Raw genomic sequence first — 21,047 nt, 5'->3', positions numbered from 1 at the left:
TTTCCGGACACTTTCATTAAGCGGACAGGAGGGGGAGCGCGGGCCCGCAGGCTAGAATGCGGCGATCGTCTTCAAGGAAACGCGTGACATGTGTGGAATCGTGGGTGCGATCGCTGATCGCGACGTAGTGCCGGTGCTGATCGAAGGCCTGAAGCGCCTTGAGTACCGTGGTTACGATTCCTCGGGCATCGCGGTGATCGACCATGCCGAACGGCCGGATGTGCGCCGCGTGCGTCGTACCGGCCGTGTGTCGGAAATGGCCACTGCGGCCGAGGCCGAGGGCTTCAATGCAGTGCTGGGCATCGGCCACACCCGCTGGGCCACCCACGGTGGTGTCACCGAGGCCAACGCGCATCCGCACATCAGCCACGGCGTGGCGCTGGTGCACAACGGCATCATTGAAAATCACGAGGAGCAGCGCGAGAAGCTGCGTGCCCTGGGTTACACCTTCGAGTCGCAGACCGACACCGAAGTCATCGCGCACCTGATCCATCACCACCTGAAGGACGGCGACGACCTGCTGGTGGCGCTGCAGCACACGGTGAAGGAGCTGACCGGTGCCTACGCGCTGGCCGTGGTCAGCCGCGCCGAGCCGGAACGCTTCGTCTGCGCGCGCATGGGCTGCCCGCTGCTGATCGGCCTGGGCGAGGGCGAGAACTTCGTGGCGTCCGACGTTTCGGCGGTGATCTCGGCCACCCGCAAGGTGATCTTCCTGGAAGAGGGCGACACCGCCGAAATCCGCCGCGACGGCGTGCGCATCTTCGATGAGCATGACCAGCCGATCGAGCGCGAGGTGCACCTGTCCGACGTATCGCTGGCATCGCTGGAGCTGGGCCCGTACCGCCACTTCATGCAGAAGGAAATCCACGAGCAGCCGCGCGCGCTGGGCGACACCATCGAGGCAGCGATCGACGCCGGTGGTTTCCCGGCCGAACTGTTCGGCAAGAATGCCGAGGCCGTGCTGTCAGGCATCGAAGGCGTGCAGATCATCGCCTGTGGCACCAGCTATTACGCCGGCCTGACCGCGCGCTACTGGATCGAAGCCATCGCCGGCCTGCCGTGCAGCGTGGAGATTGCCAGCGAGTACCGCTACCGCGCCGCCTATGCGAACCCGAAGCACCTGATCGTCACCATCTCTCAGTCCGGCGAAACGCTGGATACGATGGAGGCGTTGAAGTACGCCAAGTCGCTGGGCCACAGGCACACGCTGTCGATCTGCAACGTGCCGGAAAGCGCGATTCCGCGCGCCAGCGAGCTGGTCTGCTACACCCGCGCCGGCGCCGAGATCGGCGTGGCGTCGACCAAGGCCTTCACCACCCAGCTGGCCGCACTGTTCCAGCTGACCGTGGTGCTGGGCAAGCTGCATGGCCGCATCGACGCGGCGCAGGAAGCGGACTACCTGGAGCAGCTGCGCTTCCTGCCGGGCAGCGTGCAGCACGCGCTGAACATGGAGCCGCAGATCGCCGCCTGGGCCGAGCGTTTCGCCCGCAAGAGCAGTGCGCTGTTCTTGGGTCGTGGCCTGCATTACCCGATCGCGCTGGAAGGCGCGCTCAAGCTCAAGGAAATCTCCTACATCCACGCCGAGGCCTACCCGGCGGGCGAGCTGAAGCATGGCCCGCTGGCGCTGGTGGACGAGGACATGCCGGTAGTGGTGATCGCGCCCAACGACAGCCTGCTGGAGAAGGTGAAGTCGAACATGCAGGAAGTGCGCGCGCGCGGCGGCGAGCTGTTCGTGTTCGCCGACCAGGACAGCAACTTCAACGAGTCCGAAGGCGTGCATGTGATCCGCACGCCGCGCCATGCCGGCGTGCTCAGCCCCATCGTGCACACCATCCCGGTGCAGCTGCTGGCGTACCACACCGCACTGGCACGTGGCACCGACGTGGACAAGCCACGCAACCTGGCCAAGAGCGTGACGGTGGAGTAACTCCGCCGGAACCGCTGGAAGCTGCATGCGAAAGGGGCCCCACGTGGGCCCCTTTCGTTTGCGCCGGTGGTCGTGCCAAGTGGGACAGCCGCCGGGTGTTCTGTCCGCTGTCGGCAGCAGGCAATCAATCTTTAATGCGCGACATCGCCTGTATTCAGCGGCGGTTTCAGCCGCGGTGCCATTCTCTGGATCGTCAGTTGGTTCCCACGACGAACTGTCCTATCGATGCCGGTAGTGACCGATGGTCGCAGTCGTAGAATCGATTTGACCGAGGGCCGGGTTGAGCGGTTGAACCCACCTCGTTCGCGTTGCAGCACGTCGTCTGCCGATCCATTTCCACCGGCAGCCGGGTGCGCCAGACGTGCGCTGAAAGGTCTGTTCCCGGGGAGGGGGCGTATCGGAAGAGCACACTTTTTGACTTAGTGACCTGCACCAGGAAACAAGAATGAACGTCCGCGAACTCCTGCAATCCAAGAAAGAAGCTGTCATCACCATCGACGCCGAAGACACCATCGGTGCCGCCGCCCACAAGATGAGCGCGAACAAGATCGCTGCGCTGGTGGTGATGAAGGACGATGCCCCGGTCGGCATCATTTCCGAGAAGGACATCGTGCGCACCCTGGCCGACGACGGCCCGCAGGCCGGCCGCCGGGTGATCTCCAGCCTGCCGTCCACCGGCCTGGAAGGCATTGCGCCGGAAGCGACCCTGAAGCAGGCCATGTCGCTGATGACATACTCGCGGCGCCGTCATCTGATGGTCACCGAAGGCACCCTGCTGGTGGGCATCCTCAGCCTGGGCGACATCGTGAAGAACCTGCTGGGCGAGCTGGAGCTGGAAAAGGCCGTGCTGCAGGACATCTACATGGCCGCCCACTGAGGGCTGGACCCTTGGATGCAGAGAAGCCGGGCATTGCCCGGCTTCTTCGTTCACGGCTTCGGTGATATCAGAAAGTGACCTTCACCGAATCGGCACTGTAGTTCGCCGGACCGTGATAGACCACTTCGATGTTGTTGCCATCCGGATCGAGCACGAAGGCGCCGTAGTAGCCGGGATGGTAGGGGCGCTCGCCGGGCGCGCCGTTGTCGGTGCCGCCGGCGGCGATCGCGGCGGTATGGAAGGCATCGACGGTGGCGCTGTCGCGTGCCTGGAAGGCCAGATGGTGGCGCCCGGTCAGCTGGCCGGCGGCGGCCTCGCTGCTGGCGCTGGAAATGAACAGCTCATCGGCCCAGAAGTAATCCTCGCCTTCGCCGGCGATCGGGATGCCGATCGTATCGAACACCGCCTGGTAGAAGCGCCGGCTGGCGGCCAGGTCGCGCACCACCAGCTGGATGTGGTCGATCAGGCGGCCACGGTGCAGTTCCATCGTTTCCATACGAACCTCGCAAAAAAGGGGACGGAGGGGATTAAGTCGCTTCCAGCCAATAGTGCCAGAAACGACTTAATCCCCTCCGTCCCCTTTTTGGGTCAGACGTTGGAGATGATCTCGACCCAGTAGCCGTCCGGATCCTTGATGAAGGCCAGGTTCTTCATGCGGCCATCGGTCAGGCGCTTCTGGAAGGTCACGCCCAGGTCCTCGAAGCGCTGGCAGGCGGCTTCGATGTCCGGCACGGACACGCAGATGTGGCCGAAGCCGCGCGGGTCGCTGTTGCCGTCGTGGTAGACCGCGCCGTCCTGGGTCTCGGTGCCGTGGTTATGGGTCAGTTCCAGCACACCCGGCAGGCCGGCCATCCACACGCGGCGCTGGGCATCGTCTTCCGGCACCACCGCGCCGGCCTGCACGTAGGCCAGGAAGTACAGGCTGAACTGGGCCTCCGGGAAGTCGCGCTTGTCGATCAGCTGGTAGCCGAGCACGCGGGTGTAGAAGTCCAGCGAGGCGGTGATGTCCTTCACCCGCAGCATGGTGTGGTTGAACACGAAGCCGGTGGTCTCGGCCGGGGCCTGGGCGGCGACGCCGGGGACATCGCGCAGGGCGGGAATGGTCATGGGGGAGGTCCTTCAGACAGGGCCGTTGCTGGCCGGATGGGGCCATTCTACCGGCCGTCACCTGACGGCACCGCGACGTACAATGGGCGGATCGCACCGTTCCGTTCTGAGCATTGCCCGCCATGTCGCAGCGTGAATGGGTGGCTGCCGCCATCCGCAAGATCGAAGCCGATTTCAACCGTTCCGCCGATACCCACCTTATCCCGCTGGCGCTGCCCGGGTTCGCGGGCATCGATGTGTACTTGAAGGATGAATCGAGCCATCCCACCGGCAGCCTCAAGCACCGGCTGGCGCGCTCGCTGTTCCTGTATGCGTTGACCAACGGCTGGCTGCGCGAAGGACGGCCGGTGATCGAGGCCTCCAGCGGCTCGACGGCCGTGTCCGAGGCCTATTTCGCGCGCCTGCTGGGGGTGCCGTTCATCGCGGTGATTCCGGCCACGACCTCGCCGGAGAAGATCGCCGCCATCGAGTTCCACGGGGGCCGCTGCCACCTGGTCGAGCGCGCCTGCGAACTCAACGGTGAATCGGAGAAGCTGGCCCGCGAAACCGGTGGCCACTTCATGGACCAGTTCACCTATGCCGAGCGGGCGACCGACTGGCGCGCCAACAACAACATCGCCGAATCCATCTTCAAGCAGATGGCCGAGGAGCCCAGCCCGGTTCCGGAATGGATCGTGTGCAGCCCCGGTACCGGCGGTACCGCAGCGACGCTGGGCCGCTATGTCAGCTACCGCCGGCATGACACCCGCATCCTGTGCGCGGACCCGGAAGTGTCGGTGTTCTTCGATGGCTATCAGGCTGCCGTGGCCGGCCAGCAGGACTGGCGCGGCCTGACCTGCAGCGGCGGTTCGCGCGTGGAAGGCATCGGCAGGCCGCGGGTGGAGCCGAGCTTCATCCCGACCAGCGTCGATGCGATGGTGAAGGTGCCCGACGCGCTGAGCCTGGCCGCGATGCGCCATGTCAGCCGCCAGCTCGGCCGCCGTGTCGGTGGCTCCACCGGCACCAACTTCATCGGTGTGCTGCAGGCGGCGCAGTGGATGCGTGAGGCGGGCCACCAGGGCAGCATTGTCAGCATCCTGTGCGACAGTGGCGAGCGCTACGCGCAGAGCTATTACGACCCGGCGTGGTACGCGCGCCAGGGCATCGATGTCGACGGCGCCGATGCGCAGCTGGCGGCGGCAGTGGCCGGGCAGGGGCTGCCGGAACTGCCGTGGTGCAGCCTGGAAGCATTGTAGAGCCCTTGTAGAGTCGAGCCATGCTCGACTCCGGGAAAGAGCCGTCGAGCATGGCTCGACGCTACAGATTCAGTAGCCCGCCGCGGTGAACGCGTCCAGCACTGCATCTCGCAGCGCATCGGGCAAGGCCTCGATGTCCATCGCGCGATCATCCAGATGCAGGCTTGGGTCCAGGATGCTGGCACGGCCCTGGGCCAGCGCCTGCAGCCACAGCAGCACGCAGATCACGAACTCGCGCTCATGGCCCAGCCGCAGCTGGCTGGCGCCGCGTTCGATCACCTCGAACGGGTACCACTCCTGGGCATCGTTGAACATGCCGCCCTGCTGCAGCACTGCCTGCAGTTGATGCAGGTGACGCGGGGCGTCGTCGCCGGCATCGCACAATGCGGCGATCCAGGTCAGTTCGGCCGGGCTGGCGGACAATGCCAGTGACCGGGCCGGTGAGGCGGATGCAACTGCAGCCAGACCTTCCATGTAGGGCCTCGTTCGGTGCGTATCGCTGCGGACTCCCCCGCAGCCAGAGCTTCAGCGCGGGACCGTAAGGCCGACGTGAATGCCGGGCCGTGCCCCCTTGTCAGCCCCGCCTGCCAGCGCCATATCCTGCATGCTGCCCGCCCGCCGGGCCCGTACCCTGGAGATCTGACGTGACCGTTGCCAACCCCCTGCTCGATTTTTCCGGCCTGCCGCGCTTCGAGGCCATCCGCCCCGAGCACGTGGCGCCGGCGCTGGACGTGCTGCTGGCCGAGGCCGAAGCCGCCGTCAGCACGGCCGAGCAGGTGCAGCCGGTGCGCTGGGAGACCTTCGTTGCCCCGCTGGACGATGCCACCGAGCGGCTGTGGCGCGCCTGGGGCCTGGTCGGCCACCTGCAGGGCGTGGTCAACACCCCGGAACTGCGTGAGGCCTACAACAGCAACCTGCCGCGGGTGACCCGCTTCGCCAGCGCGCTCAGCCAGAACCTGGCGTTGTACCGGCAGCACCAGACGCTGGCCGCCAGCACCGAGGCGGCGCGCTTCGACGAGGCTCAGCGCAAGGTGCTGGACAACACGCTGCGTGACTTCCGCCTCGGCGGCGCCGAGCTGGCGCCGGAGGCGCAGCAGCGCTTCGCGGCGATCAAGGAAGAACTGTCGGCGCTGTCGGCGAAGTTCTCGCAGAACGTTCTTGACGCTACCGATGCCTGGTCGCTGATCGTCGAGGACGAAGCGCGATTGAAGGGCCTGCCGGAAGACGTGAAGGCCGCCGCGCATGCCGCAGCACAGAAGGACGGCAAGTCTGGCTGGAAACTGACCCTGCAGATGCCGTGCTACCTGCCGGTGCAGACCTGGGGTGAGGACCGCGACCTGCGCGAGATCCTGTACCGTGCCAGCGCACAGCGTGCGTCCGAATTCGGCGATGACACGCTGGACAACAGCGGCAACATCGACCGCATCCTCGCCCTGCGCGCGGAACTCGCCGCACTGCTCGGCTTCGGTTCGTATGGTGATTATTCGGTGGCGACCAAGATGGCGCAGGACCCGGCCGAGGTGCTCGGTTTCCTGCGTGACCTGGCCTCGCGCGCCAAGCCGTTCGCGGCCAAGGACCGTGCTGAACTGGAACAGTTCGCACGCGAGCAACTCGGTATCGACAGCCTGCAGGCCTGGGACTTGGCATTCGCTGCCGATCGCCTGAAGCAGGCGCGTTACAGCTATTCCGAACAGGAAGTGAAGCAGTACTTCACCGAACCGAAGGTGCTGGGCGGCCTGTTCTCGGTAATCGAGCAGCTGTACGGCCTGCGCGTGCAGGAGGACAGCGCGCCGGTGTGGCACGAGGATGTGCGCTTCTTCCGCCTGGTCGATGCGCAGGGTGCGCTGGTGGGCCAGTTCTACCTGGACCTGTACGCGCGCGAAGGCAAGCGCGGTGGCGCGTGGATGGATGATTGCCGTAACCGCCGCGAGCGTGCCGACGGCAGCGTGCAGACGCCGCTGGTCTACCTGGTGTGCAACTTCGGCCGAGGTGCCAATGGCAAGCCGGCTACCTTCAGCCACAATGAAGTGACCACCCTGTTCCATGAAATGGGCCACGGCCTGCATCAGCTGCTGACCCGCATCGGCGAACTGGGTGTGGCCGGCATCAACGGCGTGGAATGGGACGCGGTGGAGCTGCCCAGCCAGTTCATGGAGAACTTCTGCTGGGAATGGGAGCACCTGCAGGCGATGACCGCACATGTGGACAGTGGCGAGCCGCTGCCGCGCGCGCTGTACGAGCGCATGCTGGCTGCACGCAACTTCCACAGCGGCATGGCCACGGTGCGCCAGCTGGAGTTCGGCCTGTTCGACATGCTGCTGCACAGCCAGTTCGAACCGGCGCAGGACAGCGTGCTGGCACTGCTCGACCGCGTGCGTGCGGAAGTGGCCGTGAACCATCCGCCGGTCTGGAATCGCTTCCCGCATCAGTTCAGCCACATCTTCGCCGGCGGCTACGCAGCCGGTTACTACAGCTACAAGTGGGCCGAGGTGCTGAGCGCCGATGCCTATGCGGCGTTCGAGGAGGCGCCGCAGGCGCTGGCTGAAACCGGCGCGCGCTTCCGCGATGAGATCCTGTCGCGTGGTGGCAGCCGCCCGGCGGCGGAGAACTTCAAGGCCTTCCGCGGCCGCGCACCGCAGATCGACGCGCTACTGCGCCACTCGGGCATGGCGTAAGGTGTTTGGTAGGTGCCAACCTTGGTTGGCACGTTACCGTTATCCACGCATGGCGTGGATCTACCGGAATGTTCGGACATGGCGTAACGCCTTGGTTGGCGAAAAGCCCAGGCCAACCAAGGTTGGCCTCTACCGGGCGTCGCGCCTTGGGGTCATTCGGCGTAGATCATCTTCCGGGTCATGCCACCGTCCACGATGAAGTCCTGGCCGGTGGTGAAACCGGACAGCGACGACAGCAGGTACACCGCCAGTGCACCGATGTCTTCGGGGCGGCCGACCCGGCCGACCGGGTGTTGCGCATGGTCGATGGCTGAGTATTCCGGCGCGTGGCGCCGTGAGGGGGCCTGCCACGCAGTGGTGCCGATCCAGCCGGGGCTGATGCTGTTCACACGCACCGCCGGACCGGCGCTGATCGCAAGTGCATGGGTGAAGGCCACCAGCCCACCCTTGGCTGCCGCATAGGCTTCGCTGTGTGCTTCGGATTGCCAGGCCCGGGTGGAGGCGATGTTGATGATCGCACCGGCGGCGCTGGCGGTCAGTGCAGGCAACGTGTGCTTGCTGCACAGGAATGCACCGTGCAGTGACGACAGCCGGCGCTGCCACTCGTCCCAGTCCATATCCTGCAACCCTGTGCCGTGTGGACCGGCGATGCCCGCGTTGTTCACCAGTCCGTCGATACGGCCGAAACGCTGCAGGGCCACGGCGATGAAGTCGCGCACGCTGGCTTCGTCGGTGATGTCCAGGCGCTGGAACGCGGCATCCTCGCCGCGCTGCCATTCCGCCAGACACGCTTCTCCGGCCTCCACGTCCAGGTCGCCGATCAGCACGCGTCCACCGGCACCAAGTACGGCCTGGGCAATACCACGGCCGATGCCGTTGGCACCGCCGGTGACCAGCACAACCTTGCCCGACAGTGGCGCGGCCGGCCATGCGGCAATCGGCGGCACGGTGCTCACGTCAGGTCTTCGCCGCGCAGGCGGCGATGCCAGCCGTCCACACCGATGCGGTCCAGGGTCTGGATGTTGCGCTCGACGATCACGTCCGGGTCCGGATAGACATCCACCGCGCGTGCCACGCTGTCTTCGCGCAGCAGGTGCAGGGTGGGGAAGGGCGCGCGGTTGGTGTAGTTGCTGGCGTCGTCCGCGGCCACGCCATCGAACTGGTAGTCCGGGTGGAAGCTGGCCACCTGCAGGATGCCCTGCAGGTCCAGTGCCTCGATCGCCGCATCGGCGTTGTCGAGGAAATCGTTGTAGTCGAGGAAATCGGTCAGCACCTGCGGATGCACGATCAGCGTCGTGTCGATCTGCTCGGCCGGCGTATCGCGCAGCAGCACCAGCTCCTCGGCCAGCTGTTCAACCAGCGCTTCCGGCGTGGTCGCATCGCTGAGCACGATGCGGACCTGGTCCTTCACGTACACCGCCTTGGCGAACGGGCACAGGTTCAGGCCGATGACGATGCGCTCCAGCCACAGGCGGGTGGCTGCGATCGGGTCATCGGTGGGCAGGGAGGTATCGGTCATGGCGGGCACGTGGGCTGGCGGGGCCGCCATTGTAGGCAGTGTGCCGGTGCTGCGCTGTCCACTGTGCAGGAACTGGACAGTGGCGAAGCTGGAAATTCCTGAAGATTCAAACCGTTGCGCGCTACCGATGGATGGCCGATTGCCAGTCCGGGGCGACGGGCGTGGAATGGATGCACGACACAGGAGGACACCCATGACTGCATCTTCCCCGTGGCTGCCGGACGCCCTCTGGGCCGGCGCCTTCTTTGATGGCCACTGGCAGGCTGCCCCGCAACGGCACCCGGTGATTGAACCGGCCACTGGCCGGGAGCTGGGCGAGATCGGCCTGGCCGACCCGGCGCAGATCGCGCGTTCGGCGGCTGCCGCGGCACAGGCGCAGCAGGCTTGGGCGGCGGCGCCCTACGAACAGCGTGCCGACGTGCTGCGCAAGGCCGCGCGTCTGGCCGAAGAGAACATCGACACCCTGGTCGAGTGGCTGGTGCGCGAAAGCGGCTCGACCCGCCTGAAGGCCGGCTTCGAGACCAAGGTGACGATCAAGGCGCTGCACGAGGCCGCCGCACTGCCGTCGCGCAGCACGGGTGAGATCCTGCCGTCCGAGCCGGGCAAGCTGAATCTGGCGCGGCGCCGCCCGCTGGGTGTGGTCGGGGTCATTTCGCCGTTCAACTTCCCGCTCTATCTGGCGATGCGTGCGGTGGCCCCGGCGATCGCGCTGGGCAACGCTGTGGTTCTCAAGCCGGACCCGCGTACGGCAGTGTGTGGTGGCGCGGTGATCGCACGCCTGTTCGAGCAGGCGGGCCTGCCGGCAGGCGTGCTGCACATGCTGCCCGGCGATGGCGCGGCCGGGGCCGCGCTGACCAGTGACCCGCACGTGGCGATGATCCAGTTCACCGGTTCCACCGCCGCCGGGCGCAAGGTCGGCGAAGCGGCGGGCAAGCACCTGAAAAAGGTTTCGCTGGAGTTGGGTGGCAAGAATTCGTTGATCATCCTGGACGATGCGGACCTGGACCTGGCGGTGGCCAACACCGCGTGGGGCGTCTACCTGCACCAGGGCCAGATCTGCATGGCGACCGGCCGCGTGCTGGTGCACCGGAAGATCCACGACACGTTCCTGCAGAAACTGGTGGCCAAGGCCAACGCGCTGAAGGTAGGCGACCCGGCACGTGAGGACGTGGCGATCGGCCCGCTGATCAATGCTGGCCAGCGCGACCATGCTGCACGCGTGGTCGAGCAGGCGGTGCAGGCCGGTGCCACGCTGGAAGCGGGCGGCACACACCGGGAGCTGTTCTTCGCACCCACCGTGCTCGGCAACGTTGCGGCCGACAATCCGGCCTTCAGCGAGGAAATCTTCGCGCCGGTAGCGGTGGTGGTGCCGTTCGACAATGACGACGAAGCGGTGCGCCTGGCCAACGACAGCGAGTACGGGCTGTCGATGGCGATCGTGTCCAGCAACGTCGGCCGCGCACTGAAGATCGGCGAGCGCCTGCGTACCGGTCTGCTGCACATCAACGACCAGACCGTGAATGACGAGGTGATCAATCCCTTCGGCGGCGTCGGCGCGTCCGGCAACGGCACCAGCATCGGTGGCCCGGCCAACGGCGAGGAGTTCACCCAGTGGCAGTGGTTGACCGTCAAGGGCGAAGCGCCCGCTTACCCGATCTGATCGAAGGAGCCATCACGATGAACGACAACAACGCAACGCGTGAGATCACCGCCGCCGTGGTACGCGGCAAGGAGCAGCCCTTCGTCATCGAGCAGGCGACGCTGCGCGGTCCCCAGGACGACGAGGTGCTGGTGAAGGTGGTGGCCACCGGCCTGTGCCATACCGACCTGATCGTGCGCGATCAGTACTATCCGGTGCCGCTGCCGGCGGTGCTGGGCCATGAGGGGGCGGGCATCGTCGAAGCGGTTGGCCCGAACGTGCGCGACCTCAAGGCGGGGGATCACGTGGTGCTGACCTACGGCGCCTGTGGTCACTGCAATCCCTGCCGGGGTGGACACGGTGCTTACTGCAGGGATTTCTTCGCCCTGAACTTCGGTGGCGATGATGGCCACGGCCATACCGCCATCACCGATGCGCAGGGCCAGCCGCTGCACGATCATTTCTTCGCCCAGTCCTCGTTTGCCACCTACGCGCTGGCCCGCGAGATCAATGCGATCAAGGTGCCTGATGACGCACCACTGGAACTGCTGGGCCCGCTGGGGTGCGGCATCCAGACCGGTGCCGGTGCGGTGCTCAACTCGCTGCAGGTGCGGTCGGGCAGCAGCTTTGCAAGCTATGGTGCCGGTGCGGTGGGCCTGAGCGCGGTGATGGCGGCCAAGGTGGCCGGGGCCACCACCATCATTGCCATCGACGTGGTGCCTTCGCGCCTGGAGCTTGCTCTGGAGCTGGGGGCCACCCACGTGGTCAACAGCCGGGAGACCGATGTGGTCGAGGCGGTGCGTGCGATCACGGGTGGGGGTGCTGACTTCGCGCTGGAATCGACCGGTCGTCCGGACGTGCTGTCCGCTGGCGTCGAGGCGCTGGGGGGGCTGGGCATGATGGGCGTGGTCGGTGCGCCGAAGCTGGGCACCACCGCCAGTTTCGATGTGAACAACCTGCTGCTCGGCGGTCGCAGCATCCGCGGCATCGTCGAGGGCGACAGTGTGCCGCAGGTGTTCATTCCGCAGCTGGTGACCCTGTTCCAGCAGGGACGCTTCCCGTTCGACAAACTGGTGAAGTTCTATCCGCTGGAACAGATCAACCAGGCGGCCGAAGACAGCACCCGTGGCATCACCCTGAAGCCGGTGCTGCGCATCGCGGCGTAGTTTCCCCTGTTGGTTGTGCCGGCCGCTGGCCGGCATGGGGCAGATCCGTTTTCCATAACGGCTCTGCCCCTTTGTTTGAACGCGTCTTGAAACGGAAACGCTCCGTTGCCGAGACGTAACATGACGTTGCCGCTGGCGGGTGTACGCTGCGTCCATGATGGCCACGACAGTCGGGCAGCAACAACTGGTGGCGGCACGTACCGCTTTCGCCGACGGCGATGCGCGCTCATTGGGCGTGTTGCCGCTGCCGCTGCAGCAGTCATGGCTGCGTTCGCGCGCAGCGGGCCTGCAGCCGGGGCAGGAGCCGGACTATCGGCCGCTGCTGGGCGATGGCCGCCATCTGTCCCATCCCGATGACCGGCGCCTGGCGCGTTGCGTGCAGCCGGAGCTGGAACAGCTCTGGGCGGCCTTCGGTGGGCGTGGCTGGACGATGTTCTGCGCCAACCGCGACGGCATGGTGATCGCGCAGCAGGCCCACGGGCTGGAAGATGCTCCCTTGCTGCGGCCGATCCAGGTCGGGCGACAGCTGGGCGAGACCGAGATCGGCACCACTGCGCCAGCGGTCAGCCTGGCCGACGATGTGCCGGCACTGGTGCGCGGCAACGAACACTACCTGCAGCGGTTCGCGCCGGTGTTCTGCCTGAGCGAGCCACTGCACGATCTCGACGGTCGGGTCTGCGGAGTGATCGATATCACCGGTCTTGGCGAGCGCGATCCCGCGCTGCTGCAGGGCTATTTCCGGCAGGCTGCGCTGGCTAGCGAAAATCGCTTGTTCCACAGCCTCACCGACGTGCATCTGCTCGCCGTGCAACATGATCCGCGCTGGCTGGCGTCACCGCTGCAGGGACTGCTGGCGGTGCAGGAGGATGGCCAGCTGCGTGCAGCCAACCGCGTTGCACGGCGCCTGCTGGGCCTGCCACGGCGCGGGCCGTTGCCGCTGCTGGGTCTGGAAGCGCTGTTTGCCGGTGCCAGTGCGGCGCAACGGCGTCGGCTGCTGCAACCGGGCGCAGCGCATCGGGTCCGGTTGGGCGAGGGCAGTGCGGTCTACCTGCAGCGTCTGCAGGGGCCGCGGGGCGCGACGCACCGGTCTACTGTGCGAAGCACCCCGGCAGACCCAGGCGCGCCGCTGCTGCGTGACCAGCAGCGTGAGGCCGCGCGTCGCGCGGCCCTGGCCGCTGACGGCAACCTCAGCCTGGCCGCACGCCAGTTGGGAATCTCGCGCACCACGCTGTACAAGCTGCTGCGCGATTGACCGCGTAGTCCACCGGGCAGGTCCCGGCGGGGGCATCAGTCGCGGAAGTTGTTGAACTGCAGCGGCAGTTCGAACTTGCCGGCCTTGAGCACGGCGATGGCGTCCTGCAGATCGTCGCGCTTCTTGCCCTGCACGCGCAGCTTGTCGCCGTTGATCTGGCTTTCCACCTTCAGCTTGGCGTCCTTCAGTGCCGCCGCGATCTTCTTGGCGATCTTCTGCTCGATGCCCTGCTTGACGGTGATCTTCTGCCGGGCCTGGGCCAGGTTGGTTTCGATGTCGCCGAACTCCAGGCTGAGCACGTCGATGCCGCGCGCGGCCAGGCGTGCGCGCAGGATGTCGTTCATCTGCTTGAGCTGGAACTCGGTCGGCGCCGTCTGATTGATGACATCGCCATCGCGTTCGAACTTGGCGTCCACGCCCTTGAAGTCGAAGCGGGTGGCCAGTTCGCGGTTGGCCTGGTCGATGGCGTTGGTCAGCTCGTGGGTGTCGACTTCGGACACGACGTCGAAGGAAGGCATGGGCGGTGCTCCGCAGAATTCAGTGGCGGTCATTCTATCGTGCTGGCTGCATACCCGTTTTGTGGAGTCGAGCCATGCTCGACTCGCTCCCTCCCTTGTAGCGCCGAGCCATGCTCGGCTGCTTTGTGAAGAGCAGTCGAGCATGGCTCGACTCTACAAGGCGGCCCGCCGAGCATGGCTCGGCGCTACATAAGAGCAACAGGCGGGCGATAATGGGCCATGAACCTGCAACGCTCTCCCTCGCGCGCGGTGACCTGGATGGTTGCGGCGGTCGCCTGTTTCTCGCTGATGGACGCCGGCATGAAGCAGCTGTCGGCCAGCTATCCGACCCTGGAAGTGACCTTCCTGCGTGGTGCGGCTTCGTTGCCGTTCGTGCTGGTCTGGGTGCTGGTCAGCGCCGGCCCGCGCTCGCTGATCCCGCGCCGCTGGGGCCTGCACCTGCTGCGTGGTGGGCTCGGCATGGCGATGATCGGCTGCTTCGTGTTCGCCCTGCGTGACCTGCCGCTGTCCACCGCCTACACCATCTATTTCGTTGCCCCACTGCTGATCGCCGCGCTGTCGGTGCCGTTGCTGGGTGAGCGGGTTGGCCCGCGGCGCTGGGTGGCCATCGGCATCGGCCTGGTCGGCGTGCTGGTGGTGCTGCGGCCGGGCGTGGACGGCTTCATTTCGGTGCCGGGGCTGATGGTGCTGGCCGCGGCCACCGCGTATGCGGTGGCGGCGATCACGGTCAGCCTGCTCACCCGCACCGATACCTCGCAGTCGATGGTGGTCTGGTTCCTGGTGATCATGGCCATCGGTGCCGGCCTGCTGGCCCTTCCCGGCTGGGTGCCGCTGCAGCTGGAGCATGCGCCGCTGATCGCCGGCATGGGTCTGGCCGGAGCGCTCGGTCAGATCGCACTGACCAAGGCCTTCCAGCTGGGCGAGGCGTCGATGATCGCGCCGTTGGAGTACAGCGGCCTGGTGTGGGTGATCGGCTGGGACCTGGCCTTCTGGGGCCAGCTGCCGGACAGCTATACCTGGGTGGGCGCGGCGATCATCGTCGCCTCGGGGCTGTACCTGCTGCACCGTGAGCGGGTGAACCGGCAGGAACCGCCGAAGCCGCTGGATCATCCCTGAGCCGGGGTAGTGCCGGCCGCTGGCCGGCAACTCCTTGCCCCGGAGGGATCGCTGCAGGTGCCGGCCAGCGGCCGACACTACCGGGTGCGGGCGACTTAGAACCAAAAGGAATAACATTCTGGCCCATGGCGCGGGCGCGCGACCGCCTGCGCTGGTAGGCTGCACGCCCCCTTCCGTCACCCAGCCGGTGAGCCACGCCCGTGATCGAGTTCCAGCGCCTGCACAAATCCTATGCCGTTGCCGGCCGCGCAGTCAGCGCGCTGCAGCCGCTGGACCTGACCATCGAGGCCGGTGAGGTATTCGGCATCATCGGCCATTCCGGCGCCGGCAAGTCGACCCTGATCCGCATGATCAACCGCCTGGAAGAGCCCAGCGGTGGTCGCCTGCTGATCGGTGGCGAGGATGTCACCGCACTGGACGCGGATGGCCTGCGCGCGCTGCGCAGGCGCATCGGCATGATCTTCCAGCACTTCAACCTGCTGTCGTCGCGCACGGTGGCCGGCAATGTCGCCTTCCCGCTGGAGCTGGCCGGCACGCCGAAGGCGGAGATCGACGCGCGCGTGGCCGAGTTGCTGCAGACCGTGGGCCTGGAGGCGCATGCGCAGAAGTACCCCGCACAGCTGTCCGGTGGCCAGAAGCAGCGCGTCGGCATCGCCCGTGCGCTGGCGACACGCCCGCAGATCCTGCTGTGCGACGAGGCCACCAGTGCGCTGGACCCGCAGACCACCGCCTCGGTGTTGTCGCTGCTGTCGAAGATCAATCGCGAGCTGGGCCTGACGATCGTGCTGATCACCCACGAGATGGACGTGATCCGCCGTGTCTGCGACCGTGTCGCCGTGCTCGACGCCGGCCAGATGGTCGAGACCGGGCCGGTCACCCGGGTGTTCCTGCACCCGCAGCACCCGACCACGCGCCGTTTCGTCAGCGAATCGGAGCACGTGGATGAAGGCGCGCTGCACCGTGATTTCGATGCTGTCGGTGGCCGCATCGTGCGCCTGACCTTCCTCGGCGGAGACACCTACGAACCCCTGCTCGGCAGTGTCGCGCGGGAGACCGGGGTCGACTACAACATCCTGTCCGGCCGTATCGACCGGATCAAGGACACCCCGTATGGCCAGCTGGTGGTCGCCCTGGTGGGCGGTGACCAGTCCGCCGCGCAGGCCGCGTTCGTGGCTGCCGGCGTGCACGTTGAGGAGCTGCGTCGATGATCATCGCCACTGCCGGCGGATTCTTCCGCCACCTGGATGCGGGCAAGTGGGCCGACATCGGCCAGGCCACCATCGACACCCTGCTGATGCTGCTCGGTTCGCTGCCGCTGACCCTGGCCATCGGCCTGCCGCTGGGCGTGCTGCTGTACCTGTTCGGCGCGCCGCAGATGAAGCGCCGTCCGTTCGCCTACGGCGTGCTGGCGCTGGTGGTGAACCTGTTGCGCTCGGTGCCTTTCATCATCCTGATGATCGTGCTGATCCCGGTCACCCTGTTCCTGATGGGGACGTCGCTGGGGGTACGCGGTGCGATCGTGCCGCTGGTGATCGGTGCCGCGCCGTTCTACGCGCGCCTGGTCGAAACCGCACTGCGCGAAGTGGACCGTGGCGTGATCGAAGCGACCCAGTCGATGGGTGCCACCACCTGGCAGCTGGTCACCCGCGTGCTGCTGCCCGAGGCGCGCCCCGGCCTGATCGCCGGTGCGACGGTCACCACCGTGGCGCTGATCGGCTTCACCGCGATGGGCGGTGCGATTGGTTCCGGCGGCCTTGGTGACCTGGCGTTCCGCGATGGCTACCAGCGTTCGCACACCGACGTGGCCCTGGTTACCGTGGTCCTGCTGTTGGTTCTGGTGCAGCTGCTGCAGATGCTCGGCGACCGCCTGGTCGCGCATTACAGCCGCAAATGACGAGGCGCCGGGGCGCTGCCCCCGGCGTCGCCCGGTGCATCGCGGCAGCCGGCCAGCGGCCGGCTCTACCCCATTGCCTGGAAACGGTAGTGCCGGCCGCTGGCCGGCAGAGCCTGCAGAACCTGCAGAACTTCGACAGTGTGCCTGTCATAGCGCCAGGCTCTGGAAGCCGCCACACCCATCAGGAATCGATATCGCCAGACTGGGACTGGCAGCACACCCCGTTCCTTGGTATGTTCCGTTCAACGTAATACGTTTTACGGAATGATCCGTTCATTCCGCTGCAAGCAGACCCGTGCCCTGTTTGAAGGAACCTGTCCACGTGCCTGGCTTTCGATCCGGCGGGCTGCCGAGCGCAAGCTGCAGCTGCTCGACTCGGCACAGACGTTGGCATTCCTGCGCAGCCCGCCCGGGAACCGACTCGAGGCGCTGTCAGGTGATCGGAGAGGGCAGTACAGCTTGCGTATCAATGACCAGTGGCGGCTGTGCTTTACCTGGACTGACAACGGTGCCGATGCCGTGGAAATTGTTGACTATCACTGAGGTGCCCGCCATGAAGCGTCCCCACAACGGCATGCGCGCCATCCATCCTGGCGAGATCCTGCGCGAAGAGTTCCTGATGCCTCTGGCGTTGAGCGTGAACGCGCTGGCAAGGGCCTTGGATGTTCCCGCAACACGGCTGCACGCCATCGTGCACGGGGAGCGCAGTATTTCGGCCGATACCGCGGCACGGCTGGCGCGACATTTTGGTGGGGATGCCGCGTCCTGGCTTGCGATGCAGGCGGCCTACGACCTCAAGACATTGCCAACGCGCAGCGAGATCGAGCGACGGGTACAGCCGCGGGCAGCGTGAATTCGGGGCGCACGGACCGAGGTCCGCGGCCACAATCCAGTCAACGCACGTTCGGTACTTCGTAGCCCAGCTTGCCGACCTGCTCCGGGTGCTGCGGCACGCGCTTGAGCTTGTCGGTGTTCACGCCGTACTCGTCACGCAGGCGCTCGGCCAGCTCCTTGTACAGGGCTTTGTCCATGTCCGGCGTACGCGAGAAGATCCAGGCCATTTCGCGGCCCGGGTAGCCGATCAGTGCCCACGAGTAATCCGGCGCTACTTCCAGCACCCTCGAATGCGTAGGCACGACACGGTAGAACCAGGTGCGCCAGCCGTGGTTGCCGCTGTCCGGGTCGACGCTGGCGCGGGCACGCACTTCCTGCAGCGGTTCGCCGAAGCCATCACGGTAGCGGTAGGTAATGCCGACCTTGTGCTCGTCGCGCAGTTCGTAGTTATTGACGCTGGCCACATGGCCGCGCTCGATGAAGTTCGGCACGCGGCCGATCACGTACCAGGTGCCCATGAAGCGCTTCAGGTCGATCGGTGCGTCCAGGGCAGCCGCACCAGGGGCGCTGGTACGGGGCGACGGCGGCTCACTGGCGGCCACGGCGGGGCCGGCCAGGGAAAGGGCCAGCAGCGCGGCGCAGAGCGGGCGGATCGAAGTCATGCGGGAGCGGGCTCCAGTGGGCTTGCACGCGCATGGTCGACTGTGTGCACGCGATCCGTCAATGGTGTCGCAACCTGTGAGAAGGGGGTTGCCCATGCTGTGTTGCATTGTCCACCGGAGAAGCCCCATGAACGCACGTTCCGTCCGCCGCTCTGCAACTGAACGCGTCATTCTCGAGCGTGCCGACCCGCGCCTGCTGCGCAGCGTGCAGCAGCTGGCCCTGGCCGGTATGGCGCTGGTACTGGTCTGGCCGGCCGCGCGCGGCAGCAGTGCCTGGCTGGGCTGGCTACCCATGTGGCTGGTGGGCATGCCGCTGGTGGCCTGGTGGGCGTTGCTGCGCTTTCCGTTGCCGCGCCTGTCGTGGCTGCGGCTGGCGCGTCGTACCGGTGGACAGGCACGTCGCCGTAGCGGCGGGGCGGCGCGAGGCCGTCGCGGCTCCACCGCCGCGGCCTGACCTTCGACACGGGGGCGGCCGCGGCGATCCATGCTAGCGTTCCACGGCTTATGACTGCCTGGAGCTGCAATGTCTCGACTCGCTTCCGCCTGCCTGCTGGCCGGCATGATGACCGCTGCCTCGGTGGGGACCGCCGTGGCCGCTGAAGACACCGATCGCTACGCCTGGCTCGAAGACGTCACCGGCGACAAGCCGCTGACCTGGGTCAAGGAACAGAACGCCAAGTCCGAGGCGCGCCTGGCGCAGACCCCGGCCTTCAAGCAGATGGAGACCAGCATCCGCGAGGTGCTCGACTCCGATGCCAAGATCCCCGGCGTGCAGAAGATCGGCGACTACTACTACAACTTCTGGAAGGACCAGCAGCACGAGCGCGGCCTGTGGCGGCGCACCACCCTGGCCGAGTACCGCAAGGCCTCGCCGCAGTGGGAAACCGTGCTCGACCTGGATGCGCTGAACAAGGCCGAGGGTGAGAACTGGGTCTGGCACGGCGCCGATTGCCTGCGCCCGGATTACAGCCGCTGCCTGATCGCGCTGTCGCGCGGTGGCGCCGACGCCGACGTCACCCGTGAGTTCGACCTGGCCAACAAGACCTGGATCAAGGACGGCTTCTTCCGTCCCGAGTCCAAGGGCGGCCTCAACTGGGTCGACCGCGACACCGTGTTCGTCTACACCGACTTCGGTGCGGGCTCGATGACCACCTCCGGCTACCCGCGCGTGGCCAAGCTGTGGAAGCGCGGCACGCCGATGACCTCGGCCACCGTGGTGTACGAAGGCAAGCCGGAGGACATGTACATCGCGGCGATGCACGATGACACCCCGGGCTTCGAGCGCAACCTGGTCAGCCGCACGCTGGCGTTCTACAACAACGAGCTCTACCTGCGTGGCGACGACGGCACGCTGACCAAGATCGACGCGCCGAACTCGGCCGAGAAGGGCCTGCACAAACAGTGGCTGACCCTGGAACTGCGCGATCCGTGGACCGTGGGCGGCAAGACCTACGCGTCCGGTTCGCTGCTGGCGACGAAGCTGGACGACTTCCTGGCCGGCAAGCGCGACTTCGAGGTGCTGTTCACCCCGACCGCGACCACCTCGCTGGCCGGCGCCACCTGGACCAAGAGCCACCTGGTGCTGAACGTGCTGGATGACGTCAAGAACCGCCTGTCGGTGCTGACCCCGGGCGCCGATGGCTGGCAGACCAGCCGCTTCGTCGGCGCGCCGGCCTTTGGCACGCTGGCGGTGGGCGCAGTGGACAGCAACGACAGCGATGCGGTGTGGCTGACCGCCACCGACTACCTGACCCCGACCACGCTGGCTCTGGCCGAGATCGGCCAGGCGCCGGAAACGTTGAAGACCATGCCGGCCTTCTTCGATGCCAAGGGCAAGGTGATCGAGCAGCACTTCGCCACCAGCAAGGACGGCACCCGCGTGCCGTACTTCGTGGTGCACGACAAGGCGATGAAGCTGGACGGCTCCAACCCGACCCTGCTGTACGGCTATGGTGGCTTCGAGATCTCGCTGACCCCGAATTACTCCGGTGGCATGGGCCGCGCCTGGCTGGAGAAGGGCGGTGTGTACGTGGTCGCCAACATCCGTGGTGGTGGCGAGTACGGCCCGCGCTGGCACCAGGCAGCGCTGAAGCAGAACCGTCACAAGGCCTATGAAGACATGGCTGCGGTGGCGCGCGATCTGGTCAAGCGCAAGATCACCAGCGCCAAGCACCTGGGCGTGCAGGGTGGCAGCAACGGTGGCCTGTTGACCGGCAACATGCTGACCCAGTACCCGGAGCTGTTCGGTGCAGTGGTGGTGCAGGTGCCGCTGCTGGACATGAAGCGCTACAGCCACCTGTTGGCCGGTGCCTCGTGGATGGCCGAATACGGCAACCCGGACACCAGCGACTGGGAGTTCATCAAGACCTTCTCGCCGTACCACCTGTTCGACGCGAAGAAGAAGTACCCGCCGGTGCTGTTCACTACCTCCACCCGCGATGACCGCGTGCACCCGGGCCATGCCCGCAAGATGGCGGCGAAGATGATCGACGCCGGCAAGGACGTGACCTACTACGAGAACATCGAAGGTGGCCACGGCGGCGCAGCCAACAACGCGCAGGCCGCACACATGTCGGCGCTGGCCTACAGCTTCCTGTGGGAGCGGTTGGGCGGTAAATAAGCAGAA

General features: G+C 66.5%; 21 protein-coding genes. 14 read left to right on the top strand and 7 right to left on the bottom strand.

Annotation, left to right across the window (positions count from 1 at the left end; all coding sequences use genetic code 11):
• Positions 1–88 precede the first annotated feature (88 nt).
• Both glmS and ACZK2R_RS20135 read left to right on the top strand, forming a co-directional pair.
• A complete protein-coding gene (glmS, locus tag ACZK2R_RS20140; protein ID WP_071228878.1) occupies positions 89–1,927 on the top strand; it encodes a glutamine--fructose-6-phosphate transaminase (isomerizing) in 1,839 nt (612 codons plus the stop codon).
• A 445-nt stretch (positions 1,928–2,372) separates the two neighbouring features.
• Positions 2,373–2,804: a CBS domain-containing protein gene (locus ACZK2R_RS20135; RefSeq protein ID WP_006394252.1), complete on the top strand. Its 432-nt coding sequence runs from the start codon at positions 2,373–2,375 to the stop codon at positions 2,802–2,804.
• A gap of 67 nt (positions 2,805–2,871) precedes the next feature.
• On the opposite strand, the gene ACZK2R_RS20130 is transcribed toward ACZK2R_RS20135, so the two are convergent.
• Complete coding sequence (locus tag ACZK2R_RS20130) at positions 2,872–3,300, bottom strand: VOC family protein (RefSeq protein WP_049421411.1); 429 nt, start codon at positions 3,298–3,300, stop codon at positions 2,872–2,874.
• A gap of 92 nt (positions 3,301–3,392) precedes the next feature.
• On the bottom strand, positions 3,393–3,911 hold the full coding sequence (gloA, locus tag ACZK2R_RS20125; protein WP_125893403.1) for a lactoylglutathione lyase: 519 nt from the start codon (positions 3,909–3,911) through the stop codon (positions 3,393–3,395).
• A 122-nt stretch (positions 3,912–4,033) separates the two neighbouring features.
• On the opposite strand from gloA, the gene ACZK2R_RS20120 reads away from it, so the two are divergent.
• Positions 4,034–5,146, top strand: a complete 1,113-nt coding sequence (locus ACZK2R_RS20120) for a PLP-dependent cysteine synthase family protein (protein ID WP_071228880.1) — start codon at positions 4,034–4,036, stop codon at positions 5,144–5,146.
• A gap of 69 nt (positions 5,147–5,215) precedes the next feature.
• Here the strand turns inward: ACZK2R_RS20120 and ACZK2R_RS20115 are convergent, their stop codons facing one another.
• The gene (locus tag ACZK2R_RS20115) at positions 5,216–5,620 is read right to left on the bottom strand and encodes a hypothetical protein (protein ID WP_125893405.1); all 405 of its coding nucleotides are present in this window, start codon (positions 5,618–5,620) and stop codon (positions 5,216–5,218) included.
• Positions 5,621–5,790: 170 nt separating this feature from the next.
• Here ACZK2R_RS20115 and ACZK2R_RS20110 point away from each other — a divergent pair, with 170 nt between their 5' ends.
• A complete protein-coding gene (locus tag ACZK2R_RS20110; RefSeq protein ID WP_180838457.1) occupies positions 5,791–7,821 on the top strand; it encodes a M3 family metallopeptidase in 2,031 nt (676 codons plus the stop codon).
• Between the two features lie 152 nt (positions 7,822–7,973).
• Here ACZK2R_RS20110 and ACZK2R_RS20105 read toward each other — a convergent pair whose 3' ends face one another.
• Entirely contained in the window at positions 7,974–8,777 is an 804-nt protein-coding gene (locus ACZK2R_RS20105) for an SDR family oxidoreductase (RefSeq protein WP_049460889.1), read from the bottom strand.
• On the bottom strand, positions 8,774–9,340 hold the full coding sequence (locus tag ACZK2R_RS20100; protein WP_125893409.1) for a DUF1415 domain-containing protein: 567 nt from the start codon (positions 9,338–9,340) through the stop codon (positions 8,774–8,776). The genes ACZK2R_RS20105 and ACZK2R_RS20100 overlap by 4 nt, the downstream gene beginning before the upstream one ends.
• 193 nt (positions 9,341–9,533) lie before the next feature.
• On the opposite strand from ACZK2R_RS20100, the gene ACZK2R_RS20095 reads away from it, so the two are divergent.
• The 3 genes from ACZK2R_RS20095 to ACZK2R_RS20085 all read left to right on the top strand — a co-directional run bounded on the left by ACZK2R_RS20095 (position 9,534) and on the right by ACZK2R_RS20085 (position 13,397).
• Positions 9,534–11,000: a benzaldehyde dehydrogenase gene (locus ACZK2R_RS20095; RefSeq protein WP_125893411.1), complete on the top strand. Its 1,467-nt coding sequence runs from the start codon at positions 9,534–9,536 to the stop codon at positions 10,998–11,000.
• Positions 11,001–11,017: 17 nt separating this feature from the next.
• Complete coding sequence (locus ACZK2R_RS20090; protein WP_049399218.1) at positions 11,018–12,145, top strand: NAD(P)-dependent alcohol dehydrogenase; 1,128 nt, start codon at positions 11,018–11,020, stop codon at positions 12,143–12,145.
• A 157-nt stretch (positions 12,146–12,302) separates the two neighbouring features.
• Positions 12,303–13,397: a helix-turn-helix domain-containing protein gene (locus tag ACZK2R_RS20085; protein ID WP_253143443.1), complete on the top strand. Its 1,095-nt coding sequence runs from the start codon at positions 12,303–12,305 to the stop codon at positions 13,395–13,397.
• A gap of 35 nt (positions 13,398–13,432) precedes the next feature.
• Here ACZK2R_RS20085 and ACZK2R_RS20080 read toward each other — a convergent pair whose 3' ends face one another.
• Positions 13,433–13,915, bottom strand: a complete 483-nt coding sequence (locus ACZK2R_RS20080) for a YajQ family cyclic di-GMP-binding protein (RefSeq protein WP_006471121.1) — start codon at positions 13,913–13,915, stop codon at positions 13,433–13,435.
• 219 nt (positions 13,916–14,134) lie between these two features.
• Between ACZK2R_RS20080 and ACZK2R_RS20075 the strand changes: the two genes are divergently transcribed.
• The 5 genes from ACZK2R_RS20075 to ACZK2R_RS20055 all read left to right on the top strand — a co-directional run bounded on the left by ACZK2R_RS20075 (position 14,135) and on the right by ACZK2R_RS20055 (position 17,778).
• The gene (locus ACZK2R_RS20075; RefSeq protein ID WP_180838456.1) at positions 14,135–15,031 is read left to right on the top strand and encodes a DMT family transporter; all 897 of its coding nucleotides are present in this window, start codon (positions 14,135–14,137) and stop codon (positions 15,029–15,031) included.
• 200 nt (positions 15,032–15,231) lie between these two features.
• On the top strand, positions 15,232–16,239 hold the full coding sequence (locus ACZK2R_RS20070) for a methionine ABC transporter ATP-binding protein (protein WP_032129022.1): 1,008 nt from the start codon (positions 15,232–15,234) through the stop codon (positions 16,237–16,239).
• Positions 16,236–16,925, top strand: a complete 690-nt coding sequence (locus ACZK2R_RS20065; protein WP_032129021.1) for a methionine ABC transporter permease — start codon at positions 16,236–16,238, stop codon at positions 16,923–16,925. Before ACZK2R_RS20070 ends, ACZK2R_RS20065 begins: the two co-directional genes overlap by 4 nt.
• A gap of 264 nt (positions 16,926–17,189) precedes the next feature.
• Complete coding sequence (locus tag ACZK2R_RS20060; protein ID WP_080356578.1) at positions 17,190–17,468, top strand: type II toxin-antitoxin system RelE/ParE family toxin; 279 nt, start codon at positions 17,190–17,192, stop codon at positions 17,466–17,468.
• A 10-nt stretch (positions 17,469–17,478) separates the two neighbouring features.
• Complete coding sequence (locus tag ACZK2R_RS20055; RefSeq protein ID WP_049463234.1) at positions 17,479–17,778, top strand: HigA family addiction module antitoxin; 300 nt, start codon at positions 17,479–17,481, stop codon at positions 17,776–17,778.
• 40 nt (positions 17,779–17,818) lie between these two features.
• Here the strand turns inward: ACZK2R_RS20055 and ACZK2R_RS20050 are convergent, their stop codons facing one another.
• On the bottom strand, positions 17,819–18,421 hold the full coding sequence (locus tag ACZK2R_RS20050; RefSeq protein WP_180838455.1) for a lipocalin family protein: 603 nt from the start codon (positions 18,419–18,421) through the stop codon (positions 17,819–17,821).
• Between the two features lie 127 nt (positions 18,422–18,548).
• Here ACZK2R_RS20050 and ACZK2R_RS20045 point away from each other — a divergent pair, with 127 nt between their 5' ends.
• Entirely contained in the window at positions 18,549–18,875 is a 327-nt protein-coding gene (locus tag ACZK2R_RS20045) for a hypothetical protein (protein WP_049399225.1), read from the top strand.
• Between the two features lie 69 nt (positions 18,876–18,944).
• Positions 18,945–21,041 carry a prolyl oligopeptidase family serine peptidase gene (locus ACZK2R_RS20040; protein ID WP_180838454.1) on the top strand — a complete coding sequence of 699 codons (2,097 nt, stop codon included), beginning with the start codon at positions 18,945–18,947 and terminating at the stop codon, positions 21,039–21,041.
• The last annotated feature ends 6 nt before the right edge of the window (positions 21,042–21,047 follow it).

Source organism: Stenotrophomonas sp. 96582_Sma, assembly GCF_056480905.1.
Note: the sequence above shows the minus strand (reverse complement) of the source record. Positions and strands in the feature narration are given on the sequence as shown.

Bases quoted from the DNA above. Each gene is read 5' to 3' on its own strand.
- glmS (WP_071228878.1), top strand. From the start codon at position 89: ATGTGTGGAATCGTGGGTGCGATCGCTGATCGCGACGTAGTGCCGGTG.
- ACZK2R_RS20135 (WP_006394252.1), top strand. From the start codon at position 2,373: ATGAACGTCCGCGAACTCCTGCAATCCAAGAAAGAAGCTGTCATCACC.
- ACZK2R_RS20130 (WP_049421411.1), bottom strand. From the start codon at position 3,300: ATGGAAACGATGGAACTGCACCGTGGCCGCCTGATCGACCACATCCAG.
- gloA (WP_125893403.1), bottom strand. From the start codon at position 3,911: ATGACCATTCCCGCCCTGCGCGATGTCCCCGGCGTCGCCGCCCAGGCC.
- ACZK2R_RS20120 (WP_071228880.1), top strand. From the start codon at position 4,034: ATGTCGCAGCGTGAATGGGTGGCTGCCGCCATCCGCAAGATCGAAGCC.
- ACZK2R_RS20115 (WP_125893405.1), bottom strand. From the start codon at position 5,620: ATGGAAGGTCTGGCTGCAGTTGCATCCGCCTCACCGGCCCGGTCACTG.
- ACZK2R_RS20100 (WP_125893409.1), bottom strand. From the start codon at position 9,340: ATGACCGATACCTCCCTGCCCACCGATGACCCGATCGCAGCCACCCGC.
- ACZK2R_RS20095 (WP_125893411.1), top strand. From the start codon at position 9,534: ATGACTGCATCTTCCCCGTGGCTGCCGGACGCCCTCTGGGCCGGCGCC.
- ACZK2R_RS20090 (WP_049399218.1), top strand. From the start codon at position 11,018: ATGAACGACAACAACGCAACGCGTGAGATCACCGCCGCCGTGGTACGC.
- ACZK2R_RS20085 (WP_253143443.1), top strand. From the start codon at position 12,303: ATGGCCACGACAGTCGGGCAGCAACAACTGGTGGCGGCACGTACCGCT.
- ACZK2R_RS20080 (WP_006471121.1), bottom strand. From the start codon at position 13,915: ATGCCTTCCTTCGACGTCGTGTCCGAAGTCGACACCCACGAGCTGACC.
- ACZK2R_RS20075 (WP_180838456.1), top strand. From the start codon at position 14,135: ATGAACCTGCAACGCTCTCCCTCGCGCGCGGTGACCTGGATGGTTGCG.
- ACZK2R_RS20065 (WP_032129021.1), top strand. From the start codon at position 16,236: ATGATCATCGCCACTGCCGGCGGATTCTTCCGCCACCTGGATGCGGGC.
- ACZK2R_RS20060 (WP_080356578.1), top strand. From the start codon at position 17,190: ATGATCCGTTCATTCCGCTGCAAGCAGACCCGTGCCCTGTTTGAAGGA.
- ACZK2R_RS20055 (WP_049463234.1), top strand. From the start codon at position 17,479: ATGAAGCGTCCCCACAACGGCATGCGCGCCATCCATCCTGGCGAGATC.
- ACZK2R_RS20050 (WP_180838455.1), bottom strand. From the start codon at position 18,421: ATGACTTCGATCCGCCCGCTCTGCGCCGCGCTGCTGGCCCTTTCCCTG.
- ACZK2R_RS20045 (WP_049399225.1), top strand. From the start codon at position 18,549: ATGAACGCACGTTCCGTCCGCCGCTCTGCAACTGAACGCGTCATTCTC.
- ACZK2R_RS20040 (WP_180838454.1), top strand. From the start codon at position 18,945: ATGTCTCGACTCGCTTCCGCCTGCCTGCTGGCCGGCATGATGACCGCT.